This is a genomic window from Chryseobacterium sp. GTID13, assembly GCF_056172655.1.
The window spans coordinates 565,202-587,447 of sequence record NZ_JAOCMB010000002.1; the positions used below are offsets into that span (position 1 = coordinate 565,202).

The following is a 22,246-nucleotide window of genomic DNA, read 5'->3' on the forward strand; positions in this document are numbered from 1 at the left end:
CAGTAAATCCTGATAAACTAATAATGAAACCTTCGAACCGTATAATTTTTGTTCTAATTAGTTTCACTTTTATTTAATTGTCAAAATAAAACACGAGATAGAATTGTTATCTTTTGAGTACACAATTTATATTTTTCTTTGTCAACTGCAAACCGAAATAGGTTTACTTTGATTCTGATTTGCAAAATTATAACCCGTTACCCCATAAGAAAAGCCAACATACAGTTGGCTTTTCTCGTTTATTGTGCAGCTACATTTAAAAAACATGATTATGAAATAGAAATAAATAATTGGACATTTCATAACAAAACCATCTAATTTCTAGCTTCTTACAAATCCAATCCTTTTGTATTTCACGAATTTTGAAAGATAACTTCTTTTAAATAGCCCAACTGAATGCTAATATTGTTTTCATTAATTTAAATATTGTCATACGATATGAAAAAGAATTATTTTCGTTTCTTGAAGCTTTTAGCATTTTGTCCAATCATAATTGGAGCGCAGGTTAACCTTCCTTACACTGAAGATTTTGGGGGAGTACAACTCAGTCTCAATGGGATTATTCTAATCCTGTGACAATCGTTGTTGAAAATACATCAGTAGATTCTCCCGATGGAGGAACAGGAGGGAGTTTAATGTATAATTTCTATAATAGCCAGGGACTTTCCACTTATAGTGTCAAATCTCCGGTGTTAAATAATCCTAATAATGCACCTGTCGGGGTTTCATTTCAATTTGCGGCGGCCAATAGGTATACTATGCCTGCAGCTCTTCAGACAGTTTTTGCAGATGATCATATTTTACTGGAGTACTCAACCGATGGAGGACAAACCTACACGTTAATGCACGATTATGAGATTGGCAGGACAGGAGAATTGAATACGGGTGGTACGATTCCTTCTTTCTTTACACCAACGTCCCAGCAGTGGATAACCAAAAATATACTCCTTCCTGCGGGAACGAATAGAGTCAATTTTAAAGGAATAAAAAATAATGTGAATCAGGCGGGAAATTTTGCCTTTTTAGACCATGTGATTTTTCAGATATGTGATGGAAATACTCCGGCTCCTACGGGAAACTCACCACAAAATTTTTGTTCATCCCAGACCTTGGCAAACCTTGCCGTTACAGGCACGAACATACAATGGTATGATGCTCCGTCAGGAGGGAATTTGCTTCCTGGTACAACCGCGTTAGTAAACGGTACAACCTACTATGCTTCTCAAGTCGTAGGAGCCTGCGAAAGTACCGGTCGTTTGGCTGTTACTGTAAATTCATCAAATTGCCTGTCTGTAAACGAAGTCTCCACTGATAACGATTTTAGTTTTTATCCCAATCCGGTAAATGATATTCTATATATTAATTCAAAAATAAATGTTGTGAGAGTCGTCATTTATGCTGTTGATGGTAAGTTAGTTCAATCTGTGCAGGACAATAAGATCACTTCAATAAATATGAATAAATTGATCCGTGGAAACTATTTCGCAGAATTTATTTTTGAAAATGGGAAAAAGATTCACCATAAGATTATTAAAAAGTAAGTTAACAGGATTATAATATAATACTAAGCATAAGAGGTGCTTCATGATAAATTCAAAGTCATGGAGCACCTTTTGTGTGATATGAGGAAGTATTGGATTGATCAATACCTGCTATATTTTGTGTTAAAGCATTGCCATTATAGATAAATAAGTTTATCAAAAGCTTTTGATAAATTTCATAGAAACATTATTTTATCTTTGCACTGTAAAAACTAAATGATATAAAAATGGCAAGAGGCTTCAGACAGAAGATCCGTCAGAAAAATACCGAAAACAGTGGTTTTGGGAGCAATGCATCCGGAAGATTCATCAACAGGGACGGTCTTCCGAATGTAAAAAGAAAAGGAGTGAATGTATTTAACCGGCTGAGTTGGTATCACACCATGCTCAATCTGTCCACATTCCGGTTCTTATCCTATCTGATTATCGCCTATGTTCTTGTTAACCTGTTGTTTGCACTCGTCTATTATCTGATTGGCGTAGAGCACCTTACCGGAATTGACAAAAGTGATCCGCTGAATGAGTTTATCGATGTATTCTTCTTCAGCTCGCAGACTTTTACCACGGTGGGATACGGTAGAATAGCACCTGTTGGGTTTTTGGCAAGTCTGGTGGCTACTTTTGAAGCTTTCCTGGGATTGCTTACCTTTGCCATTGCAACCGGGCTTTTTTACGGAAGATTTTCAAGGCCGAGAGCCTATTTAAGGTTTTCAGATATTGCGGTGGTGGCTCCCTTTCAGGATGGAACCGCTTTAATGTTCAGACTGGCTCCTTATAAGAATAATGCACTTACAGATGCTGATGTCATTCTATCCACAGCTATTGAAGTGGTTGAAGATGGGGTTGCAAAGAATAATTTTTACAGACTTGACACTCACCTTAGCAAGATCAATACATTGGCGCTCAACTGGACGGTAGTTCATAAAATAGATGAGAATTCACCATTTTATGGCTTTTCTGAAGAAGATTTTAAGAGCACCAATATTGAGATTATTGTTCAGGTCAGGGCGTTTGATGAAGTTTTTTCCAATACCGTGGTTCAAAGGACTTCTTATGTTTCGGAAGAAATTATCTACGGAGCCAAATTTTCCCTGATGTATTATCCGGATAACAGTGATCTTACGACGATACTGGACCTGGATAAAATTAATGACTATCAAAAAGCAGATCTTCCGGTTATAGCTGGAGATCCCGAATAATGGATTTAGACCTTTATAAAAAACAGGCTTTACAGAAGCAGAAAGAACATAAAAAGTTTCTGGACGGATTGAAGAAAAAGCCGCCCAAAAACCTTGACTATATAGTTCAGGAAACTCATGATGAGGTTTTCGATGAAGTGGATTGCCTTCAGTGTGCCAATTGCTGTAAAACAACCGGGCCTTTATACACGGAAAAAGATATTGAGCGTATCTCGAAGCATTTGAGAATGAAGCAGGCTGACTTTGAGGCTAAATTTTTAAGAGTGGACGAAGATAATGATAAAGTGCTCCAGAACCTTCCCTGCTTTTTTCTTAATAATGACAATACCTGCTCGATCTATGAAGTAAGGCCGAAAGCCTGCCGCGAATATCCTCATACCGACCGCAAAAAGATTTACCAGATCAATCATCTGATGCTGAAAAACACGGTAATATGCCCCGCTGCATTTGAATTTGTGGAAAAAATGATGAAGAATATTTCAAAATAACCCTCGGTGGTAAAATATCTTAAATAATTATAAAGTACGTTAAATAAGACTATTACGCATAATTTAGTAAATAAAGTGTCGTTTAAGTTAAACAATCATTTAAAATATTACATTATGAAAAAATTAGTTTTAACAGCAGCGTTTACTTTAGTCGGCGTAATCGCAGTATCGGCCCAGACTCAGACTCAGAAACCAGCCGATACGTCTAATAACCAGACCACTCAGACTCAGACTACAACTTCTACAGATGCCAGTGCACAAACACAAAATACCACAGCAACTGCTACGGTAGATGCGGCCGCTCCGGCAGCTGCAACTGATGTTACAGCTACAGTAAGTGCGGAACCTGCTGCAGATGCTACAAAACCGACAGAAGCAACTAAAGAAGAAAGAAAAGCTAAGAAAAAAGCAAAGTCCTCTAAGTAAATATTGAACAAAGTAGAAAGGGAATCCTGAGGCATTAAGTCTCAGGATTTTTTCTGATCAATTTCACCAGCTCTGAAATGTACAATTTTCTTTACCAGTTCCGCAGGGATATCCTGATCTAAAGGAAACTGAACGGCCCCTTTTGAAAATTTATAGCCTTTTTGCTTAAAATCTTCTTCAAAAACTTTTATGCCTTCAGCTCCAGGATAAAAACCAATATGCTTTTTATAGCCTGCAAAATAAACCAAAGGTTTTCCCTTATACCTGAATGCCGGCATCTGGTAACCAATATATTCCTCAAGGCAGGGAACTTCAGCGTGAATAATTTCTCTTAACTCGATAAGCTTCTGCTGAACTTCTTCAGGAAACAAAAGGATATATTCATTACTGTTTTTAAACGTATTTTTCATAGTATAAAAATAAAAAAAGCGCTGTACGAATACTGCGCTTTCTCCTTTCATTTTACTTTTTTCCCATTTATCCCGGGAACAGGCTGTATCAAAAAAGGCTGGGAACATTCCCAACCTTTGTTTATTTTTTATACGACTCCCTGAGCCAGCATTGCTTCCGCAACTTTCACGAATCCGGCAATATTTGCCCCTTTCACATAGTTTACGTAGCCATCCTCGTCTTTTCCGTAGTCTCTGCAGGCTTTGTGAATTCCGATCATGATCTCCTTCAGTCTTGCATCAACCTCTTCAGAAGTCCAGTTAAGACGGATAGAGTTCTGCGTCATCTCAAGACCTGAAGTGGCAACACCTCCTGCGTTGGAAGCCTTACCTGGCGAGAACAATACTTTATTATCTAAGAAATAGTTGATCGCATCTAAGGTAGAAGGCATATTGGCAGCTTCAGTAACACACAGACATCCGTTTTCAACCAAAATCTTAGCATCTTCAAGATCCAGTTCGTTTTGGGTTGCAGATGGGAATGCTACATCACATTTTATACTCCAAGGACGTTTTCCTGCGTGGAATTCTGCAGAAGGATATTTTTTAGCATAATCTTCAGCTCTGTTGTTCCCTGAAGATCTCAGTTCTAATAAATAATCGATCTTTTCACCGCTGATACCGTCTTTATCGTAGATATATCCATCAGGACCGGAAATTGTTACCACTTTAGCACCAAGCTCAGTTGCTTTTTTGATAACTCCCCAGGCTACGTTTCCGAAACCTGATACCGTTACCGTTTTTCCTTTGAAATCCTGTCCGATAGTTTTAAGCATCTGCTCTGCAAAATATACTACTCCGTATCCTGTAGCTTCAGGACGGATCAGTGAACCCCCGTAAGCAAGTCCTTTTCCTGTAAGTACTCCTGTAAACTCGTTTCTGATTTTTTTATACTGACCGAAAAGGTAACCGATTTCTCTTGCTCCTACACCAATATCTCCTGCAGGTACATCTGTTTCAGGACCGATGTGCTTGCATAATTCAGTCATGAAAGCCTGGCAGAAACGCATTACTTCCATGTCAGATTTACCTTGCGGATCAAAATCTGAGCCTCCTTTACCTCCACCCATTGGAAGAGTAGTTAATGAGTTTTTAAATACCTGCTCGAAAGCCAGGAACTTAAGAACGGAAAGGTTTACAGTAGGATGGAAACGGATTCCTCCTTTGTAAGGCCCGATCGCAGAGTTCATCTGGATTCTGAAACCTCTGTTTACCTGGATTTCTCCTTTATCATCAACCCATGGAACTCTGAAGATTATAATTCTTTCAGCTTCAGCCATTCTCTCAAGAAGCTTCATTCCTGTATATTCCTTCTTAGTCATAATAAACGGAATTACAGTCACAGCTACTTCTTTTACGGCTTGTAAAAATTCTGGTTCATTAGGATTTTTTGCTTCAATCTTGGCAATAAACTCCTGGATTTTCTGGTCAATATTATATTGTTCCATATATTAGGGTTGAATATTATTGTCAACAAATTTAATTTTTTTTCAAGATTCACAATACCATATTTCAACATTGCTGAAAATTAAATAATAATGTGTCGAAATATTATTAAATTGATAATTCTGGTTTAAATTTTATTAAAAATTAAAAGTTACGTCTCAAATAATGCAATATTAAGAAATCGTTAAATCTCAAATTGCTGCAAATTGTCTCCCGGAAAATGATTTTACTTTCCCCAAAAGCTCCAATTCCAAAATTGCAGGAAGAATTTTGTAAGATGGTATTGAAATCTTCTCTGCCAGATCGTCCAGAGATACCTGAGGATGGGCTTTGATTGATTGATATACAACATGTTGAATATCAGTGAGTTGAACCTCCGTTTCACTGTATGGAAACAGCTCACCCGTTTTTTCTTTTACGAGGTTGAAACCCAGTGAATCCATCAGATCCTTAATGGTGGAAATGGCAGTTGCTTTATTCTGGAAAATCAGCTGATTACACCCCTGGCTGTGAGGATCTGTGATCTTTCCGGGAAGGGCGAAGATCTCACGGTTATAATCATTGGCAAAGGATGCCGTACTTATTGAGCCGCCTCCAAACCCGGTTTCCACTACTATGGTTGAGGGAGAAATTCCGGCTATAATCCTGTTTCGCTGGATAAAATTTTCACGGTCCGGTTTCCGGGAAGAATTGAATTCTGTAATCAGGGAACCTCCTTCCTGGAGAATTCTTTCGGACAGTTTCCTGTTTTTGGAAGGGTATAAGGTGTGAAATCCGTGGGCAAGAATTGCTATTGTCGGAATGTTATGGTGAAGAGATTGTTCGTGAACTTCTTTGTCCACTCCAAGAGCTAATCCGCTCACAGATATATATTTACAGGATCGGGATGCTTCAAAGAAATCCTCAATGAATTGTTTTCCATAAGAAGTCATGTTCCGGGTTCCTACGATACTCAGCTTTTGCATGGAATCGTCGAAATTTCCTTTTTGGTAAAGGATTGCGGGAGCATCATCACATTCATTAAGCAGACTGGGAAGCTCTTTAAGATGGCGGAGCCTGATCCGGATATTATTCTTTTCACAAAATTGTAGCTCCTTTTCTGCAAATTCCAGATAATCTTTGTTGCCGATATCGGCTACGGTTTTTCTCCCCAGGCCGTCAGTTTTTGAATAGTCTTTTTTTGCTTTTTTCCAGGCTTCTTCAGCACTTCCGAATGATCTTACAAGTTTTTGAAAATTAATATCGCCGATCAGGCTGCACTCGCGGAGGGCGATTGCATAGAGGTATTCTTCTGTGATCATGTGTGTTTTTTCCAAATGTAATAAAATATCCTGAGTTGAATGGTGTCAGGAAGTTAGAAGCTGCAGGAGGAAGTTATTGAGGTCTAAAGAATGAATACTCCCCAATTTTTTCTTTTAAAGCCATTAATTATTATGACTGTGATAGATACCGAAATCCAATATTAACTTCCATCCTCTCTCTTCCATCTTCCGGCCCCTCTATTTCCTTCTTAATTCATCTAAATGATCCCAGATATCATCTCTTTTCTTATAAGGCAATTCCAGAAAGTCGTCAGGATTATTTTCTTTGTATTCCTGCCAAAGTTTATCATCTTTTTCGCTGTAATAGTTTGGAAATTCCCAGATGTATTTTTTTTCCTTTCTCCTACATTTTTAAAAGCAAATGCAATAATGCTTCCCACAACGGCTCCCGAAAGGTGGGCCTGCCATGAGATCCTGCTCGGTTCCTGGAGATTATAAAACAATTCTTCAGGAAACATGCCCCAAACCAAGCTGCCATAGTAGAGAACAACAAGCATAGATATGGTAAGCAGTTTCATATTCCATTTGAAAACCCCGCTGAAGAACAGGAAGAAAGCAAGAACGTACACCACACCACTGGCTCCAATGGTACAGGTATACATATAATCGCCGGTAAGAATGTCTATCGGAGGCAGAAGCCATACCAGGAGTCCTGTAGCCAGCCAGCCAATGATAAAAACCTTATTGGCTACCAAAGGATAAAATTGGTACAGAAGAAACAGAAGCACAACTATCGGGATAGAGTTACTGATGATATGATCCATATTCCCATGCAGCAGGGGAGAAGTAATAATTCCCAGTAAACCTTCCGGTAAAAGAGGGATGATAGCCCCAAAACAGCTTTGAAAAAAGCCCTGCGTCTGTAGAAAGTAACCGAACCACATTGCAGAAAGCATCAGCAAAGGGGTTATAACAGCTCTTTTGGAAATTATATTTTTAAACATGATCAATTTACGTCAAATCAAAAGCCAATGATAAATTTCGGAAAATTTGTCGATGTATTTGAGGGAGAGCGGTTTATTTTAAGACAAAAGGTTTCAGTTTTTAAAATTCAAATACCTGTTTTACCACTAAATGTATGAAAGTGGCTTGTTTTTGGTTCCCTGAAGAAAAAAAGATGCCGATTGGGGCTTTTTATAGGCCAATTTTTGCCTTAAAGAAAATTATATTAATATTTTTGTAATGAAAATCATGTAAAATAATGAAGAAGTTTTTATTGATTCTTTCCTTTTCTATGGGGATTTATGCAAGTGCACAAGAAGAATTGAAAAAAGATTCAGTAGTCGTGGATACGGTAAAATACTGGTCGGTATTAGGAAAAAACACTCTGATGATCAATCAGGCCGCCTTTTCAAACTGGGTGGGCGGAGGAGCCAACAATGTAGGCTGGCTTGCCGGAGTTAATTATAATATTACCTATGAAAAAGACAATGATCTTTGGGAAAATATTATCGTGATGGATTATGGACAGAATGATACCAAAGGGCTTGGAGTAAGGAAAACGCAGGACGCTATCAATGTTTCCACCAATTACGGGAGGAAATTTTCTAAAAGCTGGTATTTTTCTCTGGGAGCAGGTATTCAAACACAGTTTGCCGCCGGATATGAAGACGGAAACAATCCTGAAGCTAAAAAGATCTCTAATTTTATGGCACCCGGTTATCTGAACCTTGGTATGGGGATCACGTACAGGCCAAATGATAATCTTACGGTAACATTACGCCCTACCAATGCCAGATGGACTTTTGTTCTGGATAAGGAACTGCAGCTTGCCGGAAGTTACGGCTTGAAAAATGACGGCGATACTTCACTTTTACAGTTCGGTTTTCTGGGAACAGCTCTATACAAGGTAAAGCTGATGGAGAATGTTCATATCACCAATACGGCCTCCATATTCTCGAACTACCTTGATCATCCGGAAAGGCTGGTTCTTGCTTATGGTGCTGTTTTAAACTTTAAAGTCAATAAATTTATATCTTCCAATATCACCCTTGATCTGTTGTATGATCATAACCAGATCCAGAAAACACAGCTTAAGCAGACGCTTGGGATAGGTTTTGCCTACACTTTGAATAATGGTGTGAAGCGGTCTGACCGAAAAGACAGCCAATGGTGGATTAAAAAATAAGTATCGGTTTATTTAAAACTAAAGCACTTTCATAAGAGGTGCTTTTTTTATGAGTAAGGAATATTTTAAGTAAAGATAAGTTCATTTTGCGTGTTTTCAGATGTATTTTACAGTCTTTTAATGTGTTAAATAGTAATTTTATATTTCAAAAGAGGGTGATTAGTTTTTTACCAAAAATTATATGTATATTTTTGTAACGAAAATCCTTACTCTATGAAAAAAATTTATTGGCCGCTTCCATTTTTTTGGAATCAGTGCAATGGCTCAGGAAGTTAAGCCTGAAGCTGCTACAACAGATACTGTAAAAGCATGGTCCATCCAGGGCCAGAATACATTGATGCTCAACCAGGCTGCCTTTTCAAACTGGGTTGGCGGTGGTGCCAATAATGTGGGCTGGCTTGCCGGAGTAAACTATAACCTTACCTACGAAAAAGGAAAAGACCTCTGGGAAAATATCATCATTTTAGGATACGGGCAGAATAATACAAAGGGCATCGGAACTAGAAAAACTCAGGATGTGATCAATCTGTCTACCAATTACGGGCGTGAATTTGCCAAAAACTGGTACCTTTCCGGTGGAGCAAGCTTGCAAACTCAGTTTGCCGGCGGTTATGAAGACGGAAATAACCCTGATGCCAAAAAGATCTCCAATTTTATGGCTCCCGGATACCTTAATATAGGTGTCGGAGTTACCTACCGCCCCAATGATAACTTTACGATGACCCTTCGTCCTGCGAATGCAAGATGGACGTTTGTGCTGGATGAAGATCTTCAGACAGCGGGAACTTACGGGCTTAAAAACGACGGAGATTCTTCCCTGTTCCAGTTCGGTTTCCTGGGGACAGCCATCTATAAGGTTAAAATCATGGAAAATATTAACCTGACAAATACAGCTTCGGTATTTTCAAACTATCTTGATCACCCGGACCATTTGGTGCTTGGATATAGCGGAGTGCTCAATATGAAGATCAATAAGTTCATTTCAACGAATATTACACTGGATCTGCTGTATGATCATAATCAAATTCAAAAAACACAGTTAAAACAGACTTTGGGAGTAGGATTTGCCTATAATATAGATAACGGAAAAAAACGTTCCGATAAGAAAGAGAACCAGTCCTGGCTGAAATAATAAAAGCGTCGGAAGCAGGAAGAGGGAGGCCGGAAGTTACTACTAGACGACCAATGATTTCTAGCAGTTACCATAAAGGATTAGCTTTTTAAAATGACAAAAAGTTTAGATTCGGCTTCAATAACTTCCCACTTCTAGCTTCCATCTTCCAATAAAAAAAGCACTTCTTTTGAAGTGCTTTTTTGGTATCAATTTATATTAGTCTTAAAATTCTATATCAACCTGCAGCTTTTCAGCTAAAAGTTTTGAAATTTTTTCTTTAAGCGGTTCAATATCAATGTTTTGCATTGCATCATTGGCAAAAGCATAGAGAAGTAATGCCTGGGCTTCTTTTTTGGAAATTCCTCTTGCTCTTAAATAGAACAGAGCATCTTCATTAAGCTGGCCTACGGTACATCCGTGGGAACATTTTACATCATCAGCAAAGATTTCCAGCTGAGGCTTGGTGTCAATAGTAGCACCTTCACTTAGCAATACATTGTTGTTCTGCTGGTAAGCATTGGTTTTCTGGGCAATTTTATCTACGAAAACTTTTCCGTTGAAAACGCCGTGTGCATTTCCGTCAAAAATACCTTTATAGTTCTGATAGCTTTCACAGTTCGGGAAATTGTGGTGAACTGCGGTATGGTGGTCCACAAGCTGATCTTTTCCTATGATCGTGATTCCGTTCATGAAAGAATTGATATTGCTTCCGTTATGAATGAAATCCAGGTTGTTTCTTACCAGTTTTCCTCCGAAAGAAAAGGTATTTACAGTGGTTAAGCTGTCTTTTTCCTGTTTTGCGAAAGTATTGTCGATAAGATAGGACGTGTTGTTGTCATTCTGAAGCTTGTGCCAGTCTGCTTTTGCATTCGGATAGGTAAAGATCTCTGTCACAGAATTGGTAAGTACATACGTACTGTCAAAATTATGGTGACTTTCTATAACTTCCACTTTTGCTCCTTCTTCTACAATCAGTAAGTTTCTTGTATTGTAGAATGTGTTTTCTTCCTGATTCTGAGAGATGTAGAAAATGTGAATCGGTTTTTCAATGACCACATTTTTCGGAACTTTCAAAAAGAAACCATATTTGCAGTACGCAAGGTTCAGGTTGGTGAAAGCTGTATCCTTAGAAGCAATGGTATTGAAATAAGTATCGAATACTTCTTTATGTTTTTCATCATTCAAAGCATAGTTGAATGAAAGAAATTCTACATTTTCGATAGAAACTTTTGAAAGCTCTTTATGAAGTTTGCCGTTCACAAAAACAATCCAGTCAAAATTTTCTTCACCCAAATGCAGCTGATCCAGCTGTTCTTTAGTGATATTGTGACTTTCTTTAGGGAAAAAATTATAATTCTTTTCCGTAATTTCTTTTATGCCGGTATATTTATATTCTTCGTCTTTTTTTGTCGGAAAACCTAAGTTTTCGAACTTTTGAAGAGCAGCTTTTCTATCTCCATCCAGAAACCTGTGACGAAGACTCTCCAAAAATTCACCGTGATTGTCAATAATCTGATCGTATAAAGCCATTACTGATATTTCGGCCATCACACCTTATTTTATATATTTAAAAATACTAATTTACTGCGGGTTTTCCGCATTTTCAGAAGGATTGATAAAATTCCTGCTGAAAGGGTTTCTTCTTAGTTAAGAAGCCAGTCGTAACCTTTTTCTTCAAGCTCTAAAGCAAGAGATTTATCACCGGTTTTGATGATTTTCCCATTAGCAAGAACGTGAACGAAGTCAGGCTGGATATAGTTAAGCAATCTCTGATAGTGAGTGATCAGAAGAACTGCATTTCCTTCATTTTTGAAAGCATTTACACCATCTGCAACGATTCTCAACGCATCAATGTCCAATCCTGAATCGGTTTCATCAAGAATAGCCAGCTTAGGATTAAGCATCATCATCTGGAATATTTCGTTTCTTTTCTTCTCACCTCCGGAGAAACCTTCGTTCAGTGATCTTGAAAGGAAATCCTTTTTTATACCTAACTGCTCAGATTTTTCACGGATAAGGCCCAGCATTTCTTTTGCCGGCATATCTTCCAAACCGTTTGCTTTTCTTGTTTCGTTTAAAGCAGCTTTAATGAAGTTGGTTACAGAAACACCGGGAATTTCCACAGGATACTGGAAAGAAAGAAAAATTCCTTTATGTGCTCTTTCTTCAGGAGCATCCTCAACGATATTTTCTCCTCCGAAAATAATTTCTCCGTCTGTAACTTCGTAATCTTCTTTTCCTGCAATTACAGAAGAAAGTGTAGATTTTCCAGCTCCGTTAGGACCCATGATGGCATGAACTTCCCCAGGTTTTATTTCAAGATTAATCCCTTTTAAAATTTCTGCGCCATCTTCAATTCTGGCGTGTAGGTTTTTTATTTCTAACATTTTTATTTGCTAAACAAATTATTTTTTTGAATTCTATATACTAAACTTTCAGGCTGACCGGGTACGTCATTAAGAGTCCCGATTTGCGTCATACCTGCCTTTTCCAAAACTTTAACAGAAGCTATATTATCCGGGCGGATCACTCCAAATATCTCTTCTTTATTAAGATCATTAAATCCGAAATCTACAGCCTTTTTCGTGAATTCTGTTGCATATCCTTTTCCCCATGCTTCCACTGCAAAGCGGTAACCAAGATTTAATTTTTCTTCTTCTCCATATTTTTTATAGCTCAGACCTCCGAAACCTACAATGCTTTCATCTTCTTTCGCTATAATGGTCCACGCCCCGAAATGGTGCTGATCCCAGTGTTCCTGCATTCTTTTGAATGTATCTTCAGCTTTTTCAAAGCTCATCGGGCCACCGGGGTTGTACAGATTAGTCTCAGGATCTTTATTAATCTCAAAAAATCTTTCGAAATCTTCTTTTTCGGTTTTTCTTAAAATTAATCTTTCTGTGACTTCCATACGTAATTTATAATTATCCTACAGATCCTTCCAGAGATATCTCTAGTAATTTCTGGGCTTCAATGGCAAATTCCATAGGAAGTTTGTTCAATACTTCCTTGCTGAATCCGTTCACAATCAATGCGATAGCTCTTTCAGTGTCAATCCCTCTCTGGTTGCAGTAGAAGATCTGATCTTCACCGATTTTTGAGGTCGTGGCCTCATGTTCCAGTTGTGCGGTAGGATCTTTAATCTCAATATAAGGGAAGGTGTGTGCACCACATTCATTACCCATCAGCAGGGAGTCACACTGTGAAAAGTTTCTCGCTCCTTTTGCAGAAGGCATCACTTTTACCTGTCCTCTGTATGAATTCTGAGATTTACCTGCAGAAATACCTTTTGAAATGATCGTGGATTTGGTATTTTTTCCAATATGGATCATTTTGGTTCCCGTATCTGCATATTGGTGATTATTAGTCACGGCAATAGAGTAGAATTCACCAATAGAATTATCTCCTTTCAGGATACATGAAGGATATTTCCACGTTACGGCAGAACCTGTTTCCACCTGCGTCCATGAGATTTTTGCATTTCTTTCGCAAAGTCCTCTTTTTGTTACAAAGTTGAATACCCCTCCTTTTCCTTCTTCATTTCCAGGGTACCAGTTTTGAACGGTAGAATATTTGATTTCTGCATCTTCCATTGCAATCAGTTCCACTACTGCAGCATGAAGCTGGTTTTCATCTCTTGACGGAGCCGTACAGCCTTCAAGATAAGAAACGTAGCTTCCTTCATCTGCAATAACAAGAGTTCTTTCGAACTGGCCTGTTCCTGCCTGGTTGATACGGAAATAGGTTGAAAGCTCCATCGGGCATTTTACCCCTTTCGGAATATAGCAGAAACTTCCGTCAGAGAAAACTGCGGAATTTAGTGCTGAATAAAAATTATCCCCTCTTGGAACAACTTTTCCTAAGTATTTTCTTACTAAATCAGGATGATTTTTAATCGCTTCAGAAATGGAACAGAAAATAATTCCTTTTTCCATCAAGGTTTCCTGAAACGTAGTCTTTACAGAAACCGAATCTATAACAATATCTACAGCAACTCCTGAAAGTCTTTTCTGCTCTTCGATATTGATTCCCAGTTTCTCAAAAGTTTTTAAAAGCTCAGGATCTACCTGATCCAGGCTTTCTAATTCCGGCTTGGCTTTTGGAGCTGCATAATAACGGATAGCCTGAAAGTCAGGTTTTTCGTATTTAATGTTGGCCCAGGTAGGTTCTGTCATTTTCAGCCAGATCCTGAACGATTCCAAACGCCATTCCGTCATCCATTCGGGCTCCTCTTTTTTCGCGGAGATCGCACGGACGATATCTTCATTCAGGCCGGTTGGAAAGTCTTCATAATCGATCTTCGTTTCCCACCCGAATTCATATTTTTTATTTTCTAGATCGACTCTTAGATCGTCTTCAGTGTATTTTGACATTAATTAAATAATTAAAAAATTAAATGATTAAAAAATTAGTTCTTTCTTATATCGGTTTTCGAGAGATAATCAATAAACTTAGATAGTTGCTTCGAAACTAATTTACAATCATCAATTAAATTTTGCGTATCCTCTTCATGTAATACAGAGCAAAGGTGTAACATATTTCTTACTTCGGCACAGCTTCCTTTAGAATACTTCAGAAATCTAATGAATTGTGCATTGCTGTTGTACTCACTGCCTTCCGCAATGTTATTTGAAATTGATAAAACTGCTCTTTTGATTTGGTTACTCAATTCAAACTCTTTTTTATACTTGTCTTGGTTTAAAAGATTAAAAATATTGGTTGTAAGTTTAATAGCTAATTGATAAACTTCAAATTTTTCGAATTCAATAGCCATTCACTAATTTTTTAATATATAATCTTTAATCTTTTAATGCTTACAAGCTAAAGCTCTCTCCACACCCGCATGTTCTGGATGCATTAGGATTGTTAAAAACAAATCCTTTTCCATTTAATCCTCCTGAATATTCAAGAGTAGTTCCTGCTAAATAGAGGATAGATTTTTTATCAACAACAATTTTTACATTATTGTCTTCAAAAAGCTGATCAGTATCTGTTTTTAGGTTGTCAAACTTTAAAACATACTCTAAACCAGAGCATCCTCCGCTTTTTACCCCCACTCTTATATAATCTTCAGCAGGGTTGAAGCCTTCCTCTGTCATCAGTTGGATGGCTTTTGCCTTTGCTTGGTCTGATACTTTTATCATTGTATTTATTTAGAATGATTTAATGATGCAAAAATACGAACTAATTTCCGCAATCTCAAATTGATGGTGTCTATTTTCACGATTTTAAATGCCAGCGCGATTCCGGGTGTTAAAAATTAGCCAATATTATGTTTTTGCAAACATGAAGATTGTGTTTTGATTTAACTTTGAATCATATTTTTTATCCTAATGAAACAACCACAAGGAATCATAATGAAGAAAAAATTAGCTGCCTTTTTTTCGCTGCTTTTAGTAATCATCGTTAACGGACAGACCGTAAGATATGTTTATGACACTGCAGTGAATCCTGATTCTATCAATCTGGTGAGCCTTAAGCATGAAAGAACGTTTCTCGATGTAAAAGGAGATAAGTCTTTGTTTATCAGTGAGAACAAGCTGATAAAAGATTCTTTGTTCACAGCTTTCAGGGCGGAAGATAAAGAAGACCACAAAAAAAGGAGAAAGATTTTAAAAGTCTGAACGTAAAGAAAGACCTTGAACCTGCTTTTTTGAAAATTATATTGTTAAAGATATTCCCGGACAAAAAGTGTATTATTACGATAAAGTGGCCGGCAGGGAGATTTTCTATCAGGAAGACAGGCCCTTGAAATGGGAAATTACAGACATTAAAGAAAATCAGAACGGTTATCCTGCTCAGAAGGCTGTTACGAATTTTGGCGGAAGGGTCTGGACAGCCTGGTTCACGAAAGACATCAATGTTTCCGACGGACCATACAAGTTTTCCGGGCTTCCCGGACTGATTGTAAAGCTGGAAGATGAAAATGGTGACTATAAATTTGATCTCGTTAAAAAAATTAAGATTCAGAATGCTTTTGAAAAACCTAACGATCCTAATGCAAAGCAAAGTACAAGAGTGGCTTTCAATGGAGATCAAGCGGCATTGATGCTCGAAGCGGGTAAAAACCGGAGACTGCCGGATGGAAATGCAAAAGGAGGAATGAATTTCGGAAATGGCGGGCATGGCAGAATACGAGGCGGAGGAATGGGCAGAATGGGTGGAGAGAAAGGAATGCATCAGGGCATGGGTAATGATGTTGGAAATTTTCCCATGCGTGATACGGCTCCCGGAAATAGTTCTTTAAGAAATAATGAAAGTCAAAATCCAATTGAATTAAAATAAAATCCAAAAATGAAAAAATTAGGAATTCTTGCTTTGGCGTTGTTTATGCAGCATATTTCTGCGCAAAGCAATCGTTTTGTGTATCAGGTAACTATGAAGCCGGATGCAGAAAACAAAAACGATATTAAAACTGAAAATGCCTATTTAGATATTTCCGCTGAAAAGTCTCTTTTTTATTCTGAAAACAGGTATAAAAGGGATTCTATTCTACAGAAAGCGTTTCAGGGCGGCGGGGGAAGAGGCTCTATCAGTAGGGAACAGATGGAAGGCGTGAGAACCAACATCAACTATTCCGTTGAAAAGGATAAAGCCAGCCAGAAAACAATCTTTAAGGACAGGATTGGCAGGGATCTTTATTCTTACGAGGAAGACCGTCCCCTGAACTGGAAAATGTCTTCTGAAACCACAAAGATAGGCGAGTATAAAGTTCAAAAAGCAACCACAGATTTTGCCGGAAGACAATGGACTGCTTGGTTCACAACTGATCTGCCTTATCAGGACGGACCATATAAATTTGGAGGCCTTCCGGGACTGATCGTGAAGGTGGAAGATGATAAAGGGGACTATTCTTTTGATTTAATGAAGAATTACAAAATCCCTGAAATGGCAACACTGAATCAGTTTGGAAATACTTTAAAGGTAAAAAGAGCAGATTACTTAAAGCAGCAGGCTAAATTCAGAACAGATCCGATGTCATTCATGCAGAACAGTGGCGGTGGAGGCGGAGGCTTTCCTGCAGCACCAAGATCCGGCGGCGGGGGAAGAGGTGAAAACCAGAATCCTGCTGATATGAGAAAACGAATGGAGGAACGGGTAAAAGAGGAAGTCAAGAAAAACAGCAACCCGATTGAACTGCAATAAAAAATAAACCCTGAAGAATTCTTCAGGGTTTTTAATTGTATGTAAAAGATTTATTTTAAAAGCTGGTTGAAAGTATCTCCCTGCTTAATATCTCCGGTATTGTAACCTTTCATAAACCATTCTTTACGCTGTGCAGAAGAACCATGGGTAAAGCTTTCCTGATTGACATAGCCCTGGGATCTTTTTTGAATATTATCATCCCCTACAGCTTCAGCTGCTTCAATGGCAGACTCAATATCGCCCGGCTCCAGGATATGTTCTCTGTTATCAGTCTGCTTAGCCCAAACTCCTGCATAGAAATCGGCCTGTAATTCTGTAGCCACTGAAACTCTGTTCAGATCTGCTTCGGAATATCTTCCGCTTCTTCTTAAGGCATCTACTTTCTGGGTAGTTCCTAAAAGAGTCTGCACGTGGTGGCCCATTTCGTGAGCCATGACGTAAGCTATGGAGAATTCTGTCACCTTTGCTCCAAATCGCTGCTGCAATTCTTTGAAAAAGCTCATATCCATATATACCTTTTGATCCGCAGGACAGTAAAAAGGTCCCATTGCGGCTTCAGCGGTTCCGCAGCCTGATTGTGTAGTGCTTTCAAACAGAACGACTACAGCAGGTTGGTATTGCATGCCGTTTTCAGCAAAAATTTTGGTCCACGTCTGCTCATTCTCAGCAGTGACCATCTTTACAAATTCGCGGATTTGAAGCTCATTAGCACTTAATTCTCTCTGTTCGGTGGGAGTAGAACTGCCGCCTCCGGAAGAAAGCAAAGAAGAAGGATCACCTCCTAAAAAGAATATAATTGCGGCGATAATCAGGGTTCCCAAACCACCTCCTACAATTGCGCCACCGCCACCTCCGCCAGTTCCACGCCTGTCGTCTACGTTGTCGCTTCTATCGTCTGTCCATTTCATAAATAAATTTTTTTGCTTTGTAAATTTAAAATAATATCATTACTAAATGACTACTTTTGTGAAAAATTACGACTTACGTGAAAAAAATTAAACTTTCCCTTTTATTAATTGGAGTATTGGCTTTTACAGCCTGTGAAAAAGAAAAAGAAGATGCTGTGAACAGTGTGGACAAGAGCGGTTCTGTTGAAACAGAACTTTCCGTTGAACATTTGGATACTGCAGATATTCTTATTACCAAACACAAAATCTGGAAAGATAAAAAGCTTTTCAAAGAAATCGTTAAAAAAGATACTATTCCGAGTTTGGGAGATACCCTTGTAGGAGGAGAGGACAATGATGGCAATGAGCATATTGCCAAAACAAAAAAGGACTACGAATTTTTTATAACGGTACAATAATGAAAAAGTCCAGCTCTATAAAATTACTTTTCGTAACAGGGGTATTAGCAGCTTGTTCCCAGGAAAAGCCTAAGGATCAGAATGAAAAGAAAGTGTATATGAGGTCTGATACTACGGCTTCCTATACAAGAACTCATGGTTTTATGACAGGACTTCTGCTGTATCATGCATTCAGACCATATGGTGCCTATAGCTACGGATCTTATCAGAAGGCCGGCTATTACAGTGATGCGATAAGTTCCAAGTCCAATATCGGAAGAAATAATTTCAAAGGAAACGTTGTAAGGGGACAGCTGGGAAGAAGCGGTTTCAGTGCATCATCATAAATTATGGAAAGAATTCAGTCACAATTCAGGAAAAACTGGCAGCATAAACTTGAAAATCTGGGTTTCGGATATCACTCTCTTGACGGGCTTTATTGGGATGAAAGTCATTATTACCAGTTCAGCACAGAAGAAATTGATAAGATAGAAAGTGCCACTGCCGAACTATGGCAGATGTGCCTGGAAGCGATAGACTATATTATTACAAAAAACCTTTGGGATAAGTTCAGTATTCCTGAATGGTTCCGCAATTATATTATCACAAGCTGGGAAGAAGATCATCCTTCGATCTATGGAAGGTTTGATTTTGGTTTTGACGGCAAGAATTTGAAATTGCTTGAATTTAATGCAGATACCCCAACTTCACTTTATGAAGGTTCGGTTATCCAATGGTACTGGCTTCAGGAGCTGTTTCCCTATAAAGATCAGTTCAATTCAATTCATGAGAAACTGGTAGGTTACTGGAAACATCTTAAGAATTATATGAATCCGCATCATATTTATTTTGCATCCCTTACCAATATTGAAGATGTTACCAATGTGGAATATATGCGTGACTGTGCTTCACAGGCGGGATTTGATACGGAATTTATTCCTGTTCAGGATATTGGCTGGGCAGAGGATATTTCTGAATTTATAGCCGGAGACCGTTCTATCATGGAATATATTTTCAAGCTTTATCCTTATGAATGGATTCTTGCGGACGGTTTTGGAGAAAAGCTGGTGAAAAACGGTTTCAGATCCCAGTGGATCGAGCCAGCCTGGAAAATCCTTCTTTCTTCAAAAGCTATTCTGCCGGTACTTTGGGAAATGTATCCCAATCATCCTTATTTGCTGGAGTCTTATTTTGAACCGCGTCACCTGAAAGATTTTGCCAAAAAACCTATTTATTCAAGGGAAGGCGCGAACGTAATCCTGCACAAAAATAATCTGCCTGTTGAGGAGAATGATGGTGTATATGGCAAAGAAGGCTTTATTTACCAGCAATTATTTGATCTTCCCAATTTTGACGGGAATTATCCTGTTGTTGGCAGTTGGGTGATAGGGCAGGAACCTGCCGGTATCGGCATCAGGGAAAGCGTTCACCTGATCACCAATAACGAAAGCCGTTTTGTACCTCATCTTATCGGTTAAGCTTCTTTTCTTTAAGCCAGAATGACGTGGACTGATAGGCAGAAATAGCATCATTGACTAATTTTTGTTCTGGATTTTTGATCAGTTTTTCATCGTAATACAGTTTGAATTCAGGAGCAAGACTGCTGGGTTCAAGTTGTAAAGAATATTGTTTTACCTTTTTAACAGGCGAAATAATCGTTAAGTGTCCGTCCTTTACCAAACCAAGGTCCTGGTAAGTGGCAATATAGGCTTTAGGCTGGAATTCTTTTTGAAGACATCCTGGCCGAGGAATTTAGATTGATAATTGAAATTCAGCAGTCCGAAAAGCGTTGGCATTATATCGATCTGGGACATAAGCTTGTCAAACTTCTGAGGCTCAATAAAGCCTTCCGAGAATATCATTGCAGGAATTCTGTATTTATCCATAGGAAGTTCTGTTTTTCCTGCGCTGGATGCACAGTGGTCTGCGATGATCACAAAGACTGTATTTTTGTACCAATCCTGTTTTTTAGCCATTTCAAAAAACATTCTGAGTGAATAGTCTGTGTATTTTACCCCTCCGTCACGGGATTTTGCTGTTCCGGGAATGTCAATCCTTCCATCAGGATAAGTGAAGGGCCTGTGATTGGAAACGGTCATCCAGTGATTGAAGAAAGGTTTTCCGGATTTGGCTTCAGCATTCATGGTCTGGATCGCTTTTTTGGCCATATCTTCATCAGCAACGCCCCAAACATTGGCAAAAGTGATTTCTTCAGGTTTAAAATTATTCCTGTCGACAATATCATAACCATTTCCGGCAAAAAAGTCCTGCATATTATCGAAATAGCTGTAACCTCCGTACAGGAATTTCACATTATACCCTTTGGACCTGAATACGCTTCCTGTTGTGAATTTATTTTTGTTGTCGTCTCTTTTAATAACACTTTCTCCGGCAGTAGGAGGAATGCAGAGGGTAAGTGCTTCCAGTCCTCTTACGGTTCTGTTTCCGGTAGCATACAGGTTGGTGAACATCATTGAGCGGTCTGCAAGGCTATCCAGGAAAGGAGTAATCTTTAAAGTGCCTCCGTAATGTTCCATAAAATCTGCAGATAAGCTTTCTATGGAGATCAAAACTACATTTTTCTTAAGCTCAGGCTGCTCTGAAACCACATTTCTCGGTAATGAAGGATCTGAATACTGGCTTAAAAAGTTCTTTTCTGCCTCTTTCTGTGCAATTTGAGGATAAAACTGGAAGTAATCGAGCTCATTGTGAGTAAAGGCCCAGTAGAATTTTGGAAGTCCATTATTTTCAATCTCATCAGCAAAAACATTGTCTGAACGGATTTGCATTAATGAAGATACTCCCAGGATACTGAGGCTGACCATCACAATAAAAGTTCCCAACAATACCATTTTTTGTTTAAAATTAGGCAGTTCCAGAAGCTCATCTTTGGTTTTTTTATAGATGAACCATGTGATGGCTAGCGTCACAATAAGAATGGCAGAAAACAGTGGGACAACCGGATAGCTTTCCATGATGTTTCCTATGACCTCGTTGGTGTATATTAAATAATCTACTGCGATGAAGTTATAACGTACTCCGAATTCATTATAGAAAAAGTACTCACTTACAGCATTAAAGATAATCAGGAGAACATATAGAAATAGTGTAGTGAAATACAGTATGTTGCGGATCTTAATTCTTTTTGAAGGAAGGAAAAGCATCAGGCCGAAGAAAAGGGTTTTTATTCCCACAAAAGCCAAAGCTATTTCGGAGACAGAACCTCCGTACTGATTGAAAATGTTATTCGGAACGAGTAGAATGTAAAGGAAAAACAGGATTAAAGCTCCAAAGATTATGTAGCCATAAGGCTTTTTATATTTGGAATTTGATAGAAACAGGAAATAAACGGCCAATAATGTACTGGCTATAGTAAAAACGAATATATCATTCAGTAAACCAATGGCCAGGACTTTTATCACTTCAAAAAATCCGAAACTGGCTGTCGTAATAGGGTGGAAAAGAAATACAATCCGTATGATTAACGAGATGATAAGATAAAAAATCCCTAAATACAAGAATGGTTTTATTTTACTTGGAAGCATACGTAATGGACAAATTAATTTTCACAAAGATAGTTTTTTATATAACTTTTAGTGAAAAAAAGTGGAAGCATACCATTTCTTATGATTCTTTTAAATTATTAATGATGAAGCAACCTGATTAAATGTTCCAACAAAAAAGGACTATTAAAAAATAGTC

22 protein-coding genes and 2 pseudogenes are annotated in these 22,246 nt (G+C 38.3%); 12 read left to right on the forward strand and 12 right to left on the reverse strand.

Features of this window, described 5'->3' with window-relative positions; genetic code table 11:
- Window positions 1–572 precede the first annotated feature (572 nt).
- The 4 genes from N4G44_RS02865 to N4G44_RS02880 all read left to right on the forward strand — a co-directional run bounded on the left by N4G44_RS02865 (window position 573) and on the right by N4G44_RS02880 (window position 3,654).
- Window positions 573–1,541 (forward strand): T9SS type A sorting domain-containing protein, encoded by a 969-nt coding sequence (locus N4G44_RS02865; RefSeq protein ID WP_474924544.1) that lies wholly within the window; start codon window positions 573–575, stop codon window positions 1,539–1,541.
- Window positions 1,542–1,768: 227 nt separating this feature from the next.
- Complete coding sequence (locus N4G44_RS02870; protein ID WP_474924545.1) at window positions 1,769–2,740, forward strand: ion channel; 972 nt, start codon at window positions 1,769–1,771, stop codon at window positions 2,738–2,740.
- Window positions 2,740–3,228 (forward strand): YkgJ family cysteine cluster protein, encoded by a 489-nt coding sequence (locus N4G44_RS02875; RefSeq protein WP_474924546.1) that lies wholly within the window; start codon window positions 2,740–2,742, stop codon window positions 3,226–3,228. The genes N4G44_RS02870 and N4G44_RS02875 overlap by 1 nt, the downstream gene beginning before the upstream one ends.
- A gap of 114 nt (window positions 3,229–3,342) precedes the next feature.
- Window positions 3,343–3,654, forward strand: coding sequence for a hypothetical protein (locus N4G44_RS02880; protein WP_474924547.1), 312 nt, complete (start codon window positions 3,343–3,345; stop codon window positions 3,652–3,654).
- Between the two features lie 41 nt (window positions 3,655–3,695).
- On the opposite strand, the gene N4G44_RS02885 is transcribed toward N4G44_RS02880, so the two are convergent.
- The 4 genes and pseudogenes from N4G44_RS02885 to N4G44_RS02900 all read right to left on the reverse strand — a co-directional run bounded on the left by N4G44_RS02885 (window position 3,696) and on the right by N4G44_RS02900 (window position 7,815).
- Window positions 3,696–4,172: an iron chaperone gene (locus tag N4G44_RS02885; RefSeq protein ID WP_474924548.1), complete on the reverse strand. Its 477-nt coding sequence runs from the start codon at window positions 4,170–4,172 to the stop codon at window positions 3,696–3,698.
- Window positions 4,173–4,192: 20 nt separating this feature from the next.
- Entirely contained in the window at window positions 4,193–5,551 is a 1,359-nt protein-coding gene (gene gdhA, locus N4G44_RS02890; RefSeq protein WP_040993259.1) for an NADP-specific glutamate dehydrogenase, read from the reverse strand.
- Between the two features lie 189 nt (window positions 5,552–5,740).
- Entirely contained in the window at window positions 5,741–6,850 is a 1,110-nt protein-coding gene (dprA, locus tag N4G44_RS02895) for a DNA-processing protein DprA (protein WP_474924549.1), read from the reverse strand.
- 198 nt (window positions 6,851–7,048) lie between these two features.
- Window positions 7,049–7,815: pseudogene (locus N4G44_RS02900) on the reverse strand (rhomboid family intramembrane serine protease).
- Window positions 7,816–8,072: 257 nt separating this feature from the next.
- Here N4G44_RS02900 and N4G44_RS02905 point away from each other — a divergent pair.
- Both N4G44_RS02905 and N4G44_RS02910 read left to right on the forward strand, forming a co-directional pair.
- Window positions 8,073–8,999 (forward strand): DUF3078 domain-containing protein, encoded by a 927-nt coding sequence (locus N4G44_RS02905; RefSeq protein ID WP_474924550.1) that lies wholly within the window; start codon window positions 8,073–8,075, stop codon window positions 8,997–8,999.
- A gap of 259 nt (window positions 9,000–9,258) precedes the next feature.
- A complete protein-coding gene (locus tag N4G44_RS02910; protein ID WP_474924551.1) occupies window positions 9,259–10,131 on the forward strand; it encodes a DUF3078 domain-containing protein in 873 nt (290 codons plus the stop codon).
- Between the two features lie 204 nt (window positions 10,132–10,335).
- Here the strand turns inward: N4G44_RS02910 and sufD are convergent, their stop codons facing one another.
- From sufD to N4G44_RS02940, 6 genes are all read right to left on the reverse strand, one after another.
- A complete protein-coding gene (gene sufD, locus N4G44_RS02915) occupies window positions 10,336–11,643 on the reverse strand; it encodes a Fe-S cluster assembly protein SufD (RefSeq protein WP_474925039.1) in 1,308 nt (435 codons plus the stop codon).
- Window positions 11,644–11,756: 113 nt separating this feature from the next.
- A complete protein-coding gene (gene sufC, locus N4G44_RS02920; protein WP_474924552.1) occupies window positions 11,757–12,500 on the reverse strand; it encodes a Fe-S cluster assembly ATPase SufC in 744 nt (247 codons plus the stop codon).
- 2 nt (window positions 12,501–12,502) lie between these two features.
- Window positions 12,503–13,024 (reverse strand): GNAT family N-acetyltransferase, encoded by a 522-nt coding sequence (locus tag N4G44_RS02925; RefSeq protein WP_474924553.1) that lies wholly within the window; start codon window positions 13,022–13,024, stop codon window positions 12,503–12,505.
- Between the two features lie 13 nt (window positions 13,025–13,037).
- Window positions 13,038–14,486 carry a Fe-S cluster assembly protein SufB gene (sufB, locus tag N4G44_RS02930; protein ID WP_474924554.1) on the reverse strand — a complete coding sequence of 483 codons (1,449 nt, stop codon included), beginning with the start codon at window positions 14,484–14,486 and terminating at the stop codon, window positions 13,038–13,040.
- A gap of 35 nt (window positions 14,487–14,521) precedes the next feature.
- Entirely contained in the window at window positions 14,522–14,887 is a 366-nt protein-coding gene (locus tag N4G44_RS02935) for a four helix bundle protein (RefSeq protein ID WP_474924555.1), read from the reverse strand.
- A gap of 40 nt (window positions 14,888–14,927) precedes the next feature.
- Window positions 14,928–15,257, reverse strand: a complete 330-nt coding sequence (locus tag N4G44_RS02940) for a HesB/IscA family protein (RefSeq protein ID WP_040993267.1) — start codon at window positions 15,255–15,257, stop codon at window positions 14,928–14,930.
- A 213-nt stretch (window positions 15,258–15,470) separates the two neighbouring features.
- Here N4G44_RS02940 and N4G44_RS02945 point away from each other — a divergent pair, with 213 nt between their 5' ends.
- The 3 genes from N4G44_RS02945 to N4G44_RS02955 all read left to right on the forward strand — a co-directional run bounded on the left by N4G44_RS02945 (window position 15,471) and on the right by N4G44_RS02955 (window position 17,259).
- Window positions 15,471–15,737, forward strand: coding sequence for a hypothetical protein (locus tag N4G44_RS02945; RefSeq protein ID WP_474924556.1), 267 nt, complete (start codon window positions 15,471–15,473; stop codon window positions 15,735–15,737).
- A 67-nt stretch (window positions 15,738–15,804) separates the two neighbouring features.
- Window positions 15,805–16,398, forward strand: coding sequence for a GLPGLI family protein (locus tag N4G44_RS02950; protein ID WP_474924557.1), 594 nt, complete (start codon window positions 15,805–15,807; stop codon window positions 16,396–16,398).
- 9 nt (window positions 16,399–16,407) lie between these two features.
- Window positions 16,408–17,259 (forward strand): GLPGLI family protein, encoded by an 852-nt coding sequence (locus N4G44_RS02955; protein ID WP_474924558.1) that lies wholly within the window; start codon window positions 16,408–16,410, stop codon window positions 17,257–17,259.
- Window positions 17,260–17,309: 50 nt separating this feature from the next.
- Here N4G44_RS02955 and ypfJ read toward each other — a convergent pair whose 3' ends face one another.
- Window positions 17,310–18,167 carry a KPN_02809 family neutral zinc metallopeptidase gene (gene ypfJ, locus N4G44_RS02960; RefSeq protein WP_474924559.1) on the reverse strand — a complete coding sequence of 286 codons (858 nt, stop codon included), beginning with the start codon at window positions 18,165–18,167 and terminating at the stop codon, window positions 17,310–17,312.
- A gap of 77 nt (window positions 18,168–18,244) precedes the next feature.
- Here ypfJ and N4G44_RS02965 point away from each other — a divergent pair, with 77 nt between their 5' ends.
- The 3 genes from N4G44_RS02965 to N4G44_RS02975 are packed head-to-tail and all read left to right on the forward strand — an operon-like array spanning window position 18,245 to window position 20,022.
- Window positions 18,245–18,565, forward strand: a complete 321-nt coding sequence (locus N4G44_RS02965; RefSeq protein ID WP_474924560.1) for a hypothetical protein — start codon at window positions 18,245–18,247, stop codon at window positions 18,563–18,565.
- Window positions 18,565–18,891 (forward strand): hypothetical protein, encoded by a 327-nt coding sequence (locus tag N4G44_RS02970; protein ID WP_474924561.1) that lies wholly within the window; start codon window positions 18,565–18,567, stop codon window positions 18,889–18,891. Before N4G44_RS02965 ends, N4G44_RS02970 begins: the two co-directional genes overlap by 1 nt.
- Window positions 18,892–18,894: 3 nt before the next feature.
- Window positions 18,895–20,022, forward strand: coding sequence for a glutathionylspermidine synthase family protein (locus N4G44_RS02975; protein WP_474924562.1), 1,128 nt, complete (start codon window positions 18,895–18,897; stop codon window positions 20,020–20,022).
- On the opposite strand, the pseudogene N4G44_RS02980 reads toward N4G44_RS02975, so the two are convergent.
- A pseudogene (locus tag N4G44_RS02980) lies at window positions 20,012–22,089 on the reverse strand (LTA synthase family protein). The gene N4G44_RS02975 and the pseudogene N4G44_RS02980 sit on opposite strands and share 11 nt — an antisense overlap.
- Between the last annotated feature and the right edge of the window lie 157 nt (window positions 22,090–22,246).